Here is a 4447-nt window from a genome sequence, read left to right as displayed (position 1 = left end):
CGCGGCCGGAGCGCCCGGCGCCGCCGCGCCCCGCAACGCGTCCGCGTACCGGCTGCGCCCGCTGACCGGATACGGTCCGCAGCGCACGGCGCCGCAGCGGCTGACGGTCCGTCGTGCGCCCCTTCTCCGCATGGACTTCGCGGGCGCCGCGCGCACGATGGTGCTGACCTTCGACGACGGCCCCGACCCCCGCTACACCCCCGAGATCCTGCGCACGCTGCGCCGGCACCAGGTGCGGGCGATGTTCTTCGTCTGCGGCGAGATGGCCGTCGAGAACAAGGACCTGCTGCGCGAGATGGCGGACGACGGACACGTCATCGGCAACCACACGTGGACGCACCCGCTGCTGACCCGGATGACCGCCTCCCGGATGCGCCCCGAGATCGAACGGACCTGTGAGGTCGTGCACGACGCGATCGGCGAGGCGCCCGCCTGGTTCCGCGCCCCGTACGGTGCCTGGAACCGGTCGGCCTTCCGGCTGGGCGCCGAGCTCGGCATGGAGCCCCTCGCCTGGACCGTCGACAGCCTCGACTGGACCACGCCCGGCACCCGCACCATCGTGTCGCGGGTGCTCGGCGGCGCGGCGTCCGGCGTCCTCGTCCTCAACCACGACGCCGGAGGCGACCGTGCGCAGAGCGTCGCCGCCCTGCGCACGTATCTGCCCCGGCTGCTCGACGACGGCTACCGTGTGACCGTCCCGCGCCGCCGGGGCCTGTGACCTGACCCGCCCTGGTGTCCGTGCGCTCAGCGCACGGACACCAGGCGGGCGAAGACCACGACGTTGCCGTCGTAGCCGTTCTGCTTCGAGAAGCCGCCGCCGCAGGTGATGACCCGCAGCTCCGGGGTGCCGGTCGGGCCGTAGACCCGCTCGCCCGGGAAGTTCGCCTTCTCGAACACCTCGATCCCGTACACCTGGAAGACCGCGGTCTTCCCGTCGTGCCGCAGCACCTCGACGTGGTTGCCCTTCTTCACGGAGCCGAGCCCGTAGAACACGGCAGGCCCCTGCATGTTGTCGACGTGCCCGACGATCACGGACGTGCCCTTCTCGCCGGGCGAGACCGAGCCCGTGAACTGGCCCGCGAGGTTCGGGTCCTGCGGCGGCGGCGCGTCCACCCAGCCCTCGGCGTCGAGGCCGACCGGCGTGACGGGCGCGTCCACCCGGATCGCGGGGATCCGCACCCGGTCCGCCATGGAGAACGGCAGCGGCTGCGGCGCCCCGGACCGCAGGGACGCCGGGACCCGGGTCTCCGCGGCGGCGGCCGCCGCGGGCTGCGGCGGCCCGACCTCGAACTCACCGGAGCCGTTGCGGATCAGCGCCAGACCGGTCAGCAGCACCAGCGCTATCACGCCCCACGGAGCTCGCTTCCTCGGTCGCTCCCATTCGGCGAAGGCTGCTCTGGACATTCGCTCATCCCCTCTGGACCCGGCGGCGAGACCGTGTCCGTTGCGCGTACCAGAACGCTAAGTCGAGCGCGCACGGCGGGCGACGGGGCGAGGGCGAACGGGTGGCGGCCCGCGCGGTGCCGCGGGGCGGGTGCGGCCATCCGAGTTCTCACCCACAGGTTTTTTCTGACGGTGTGTGACCTGCGGCAATATCCGCTTGTACGGAAATCCTTCGGCGTGTCGCCTCACCGGTACGGCCGATTCCCGAAATGCGGTGCGGTGCACGGCATCTGAGGGTTCGTCTGGGAGGCGTTCTCGCCGAAATTCCCGGGGGCCGTACCCCGGGGACGTCTTCCGCGGAGGATTTCCATGCGTACCACCCGTGCCTTGGCGGTGTCCGCTGTCGCAGCCGCCGCCGTCGGTCTCGCCGCCCCCGCCGCGTCCGCCTGGACGGACCCGACGCCGTCCAACATCACGGCCACGCCGAGCGTGATCCCGCGCGGCGGCCAGCTGACCGTCAGTGTCGACTCGACCAAGTGCCAGGACGGAAGCGGCCGGGTCTCCTCGGACGCCTTCGACACCGGGACGCTCAGCAAGTCCTCGGGCAGCACGGCGACGGCCACGGTCAAGGTCCACCACAACGCCGCGCCCGGCACGCACGCCATCACCGTCACGTGCACCGGCGCGTCTCCGGTGACCAAGCCGGACGCGTTCACCGTGATCGGCGGTGGCGTCCGCGGCGGCCTCGGCGGCTCGTCCGAGACCGGCGCTACCCGCACCGACATGGCGATCGGCGGCGGCCTGGTGGCCGTCGCGCTGGTCGGCGGCGGTGTCTTCTGGATGCGCCGCCGCGCCGACAACCGCGCCTGACCGGACCTGCGGCTCCCGGGCCCCGGCCCCCTTCACGGGGCCCGCGCCGCACATCCGTCCGCACGTCCGTCCGCACGACGAAGCCGGTGCCCCGCAGACCGTCAGGGTCTGCGGGGCACCGGCTTCGTCGTGGGCCGCTGCGGGGCGGGCTCAGGCGGCGTCGTCGCCGGTCCGGCGCCGGGCCAGGTAGTAGGCGGTGCCGAGCGAGCCCGCGATGAGGGCGCCGCCGAGGCCGATCGACTTCAGGTCGAGGCCGCCCAGGCTGCCGCCGACACCGGCGCGCACCCCGTGCCCCCGATGGATCGGTTCCGGGGTCGGGTCGACGGGTCTGCCGCCGGCGATCGTGAGGTGGACGGTGCGCTGTGGTCCGTCCTTGCACGTGAACGTGACCGGGTAGACGGCGTCCGGCTTGGCGTCCCAGTCGACCGATGTGTTCACCGAGCCGCCGCCCCCGCCGATCCTGACCGTGTCGAAGATCCCGGAGGTGACCGTGGTGCGACGGTCACAGCCGTGCGCGGTGAGCGTGACCTGCCCGCCGGCCGCGATCGTGGTGGGGGTGACGCCGACCCGGAACGGCTCGTCGTCGTCCCCGGCGGCGGCCGGACCGGCGGCGAGCGACAGGGCGGTCAGTGCGAGCGCTGCGGCGGATGCGGTGCGTATCGCGTGCATGGGTGTTCCTCCGGGTCCACGAGGGGCAGCCGCGGACCGGTTCCGCGTACTACTGGGGACAAGCACCTCGATGCCCGAAACGCTAGGGACACGCCGAGCGGCGCGCGATCGCTGTCGTACGAACGGGGCACGCGTATGGGCCGGTCAGGGGAGTCCGGCCCGGTCTGACACGCCGTCGGACCCGGACGGGTGCCATGTGTGCGGGCCCGCGCCGCGCCACTCGACGAGATGCGGGTCGTCCAGCGTCGTGTCGGCCTCGCCGAGCCCGGAGCGGCGCAGCAGCTCCGTCAGGTCGCGGTCGCTGTGCGCGAGCCCCACCGGGCGCCCGCGCACGGTGACGTGCCGGCCGCCCTGCGGCGCGGGCGGGTGGACGACGACGGGGGCCTGCCATGGGGTCATGCCCCCAGGGTGCGCCGGGCGGGGCCGGGCCGCAGCCCGGCCCGCGCGCTCACCCGGCGCCGGGGAACAGCATGAGGAACGGCTCGGCCGTCGCCGCCACCCCGCGGCTGTAGGGGGCGTCGAAGTCCCAGATGAGGAAGAGCAGGAACGCGAACAGGGCGGAGAACAGCCCGGCGAGGATCAGCTCGCGCGGGGTGCGGCGGATCTGCAGCACGAAGATCATGCCGATCGTGACGAGGCCGCCCACGATGAGGCCGAACCAGACGACGCCCGGCATCGTGGCGCCGATCGAGTCGGCCCGCGCGTTGCGGGCGTCGTCGGCCGCGGTGACCTGGTCGAGCAGCGGCTGGTAGGCCTGCGCCTCGAAGTCGTTCCGCGGTGCGTAGTCCGTCACGTCGTGCCGGATCCGGTCGAACAGGGCGGTGCCGCGGTCCGTGAGGGCGCCCTGGGTGCGCATCGCGTGCCACTCGGTCGTCACCACGTGATGGACGTAGGTGTCGACGTCCGCGCGGATCCGGGTGCGTACCTCGGCCGGGTAGACGCGGACCCGTTCGTGCACCTCGTGCAGCGCCTGCGCCTCGTTGCGCACATGGTCCTGGGCGGCGCTGCGGGCCTCCCAGACCCCGGCGATGGCCAGGCCGAGGACGATCGCGTAGACCACGCCGATCATCATCGTCATGTACTCGATGACGTCGGGCGTCTCCGACGGATCGTCGTCGTCGCCGATCCGGCGCTGTTGGAGCACCTGGACGACGAGGACCACGGCACAGACCACGACCATCGCGAGGGCGAGTACGAGCCATTCCGACATGGGGAGTCTCCACAGGGATCAGCAGGTCATCAGCGGTTGTCAGGGGGGGCGTCCGCGGGGCGGTGCGCGGCCGGACGGCTCCGTGCGACCGGACGGCTCAGCGCGGCCGGAGCGCGGCGACGGCCAGGACCGCGGGCGCGGTGATGAGCAGCGTCAGCGTCACGAGGGACGGGCCGCCGCTCGGTGGCGCGCGGTGCACGGAGGGGCGGTAGGCCGGATAGTGCACCGGCGTCGGGGTGGCCACGGGCTTCGGCGGGGCCGGCCGCGACGGGCTCGGCCGGGGCTCCGGCGCGGGGGCGGGCGGCGGCGGCTTCG

General features: G+C 73.5%; 6 protein-coding genes and 1 pseudogene. 2 read left to right on the top strand and 5 right to left on the bottom strand.

What is annotated here, in order from left to right; translation table 11 throughout:
• The coding region (locus tag GTW43_RS26150) for a polysaccharide deacetylase family protein (RefSeq protein ID WP_161304441.1) at positions 1-718 on the top strand (718 nt) is incomplete at its 5' end.
• Between the two features lie 26 nt (positions 719-744).
• Here GTW43_RS26150 and GTW43_RS26145 read toward each other — a convergent pair.
• Positions 745-1404: a class F sortase gene (locus GTW43_RS26145; RefSeq protein ID WP_161304440.1), complete on the bottom strand. Its 660-nt coding sequence runs from the start codon at positions 1402-1404 to the stop codon at positions 745-747.
• Positions 1405-1752: 348 nt separating this feature from the next.
• Here GTW43_RS26145 and GTW43_RS26140 point away from each other — a divergent pair, with 348 nt between their 5' ends.
• On the top strand, positions 1753-2253 hold the full coding sequence (locus GTW43_RS26140; protein WP_161304439.1) for a hypothetical protein: 501 nt from the start codon (positions 1753-1755) through the stop codon (positions 2251-2253).
• A gap of 150 nt (positions 2254-2403) precedes the next feature.
• On the opposite strand, the gene GTW43_RS26135 is transcribed toward GTW43_RS26140, so the two are convergent.
• The 4 genes and pseudogenes from GTW43_RS26135 to GTW43_RS37665 form a co-directional block, all read right to left on the bottom strand.
• Positions 2404-2922 (bottom strand): hypothetical protein, encoded by a 519-nt coding sequence (locus GTW43_RS26135; RefSeq protein WP_161304438.1) that lies wholly within the window; start codon positions 2920-2922, stop codon positions 2404-2406.
• Positions 2923-3066: 144 nt separating this feature from the next.
• Entirely contained in the window at positions 3067-3321 is a 255-nt protein-coding gene (locus GTW43_RS26130; RefSeq protein WP_161304437.1) for a hypothetical protein, read from the bottom strand.
• Between the two features lie 49 nt (positions 3322-3370).
• Entirely contained in the window at positions 3371-4132 is a 762-nt protein-coding gene (locus GTW43_RS26125) for a DUF4239 domain-containing protein (protein WP_161304436.1), read from the bottom strand.
• 97 nt (positions 4133-4229) lie between these two features.
• Positions 4230-4447: pseudogene (locus GTW43_RS37665) on the bottom strand (hypothetical protein); the annotation flags it as partial.

This window comes from Streptomyces sp. SID5785 (assembly GCF_009870065.1).
GTDB lineage: Bacteria > Actinomycetota > Actinomycetes > Streptomycetales > Streptomycetaceae > Streptomyces.
The sequence above is the reverse complement of the archived record's forward strand: the minus strand, read 5'-3'. Positions and strand labels throughout refer to the sequence as shown.

Coding starts and splice junctions, on each gene's coding strand:
- GTW43_RS26145 (WP_161304440.1), bottom strand. CDS start 1,404: ATGTCCAGAGCAGCCTTCGCCGAATGGGAGCGACCGAGGAAGCGAGCT.
- GTW43_RS26140 (WP_161304439.1), top strand. CDS start 1,753: ATGCGTACCACCCGTGCCTTGGCGGTGTCCGCTGTCGCAGCCGCCGCC.
- GTW43_RS26135 (WP_161304438.1), bottom strand. CDS start 2,922: ATGCACGCGATACGCACCGCATCCGCCGCAGCGCTCGCACTGACCGCC.
- GTW43_RS26130 (WP_161304437.1), bottom strand. CDS start 3,321: ATGACCCCATGGCAGGCCCCCGTCGTCGTCCACCCGCCCGCGCCGCAG.
- GTW43_RS26125 (WP_161304436.1), bottom strand. CDS start 4,132: ATGTCGGAATGGCTCGTACTCGCCCTCGCGATGGTCGTGGTCTGTGCC.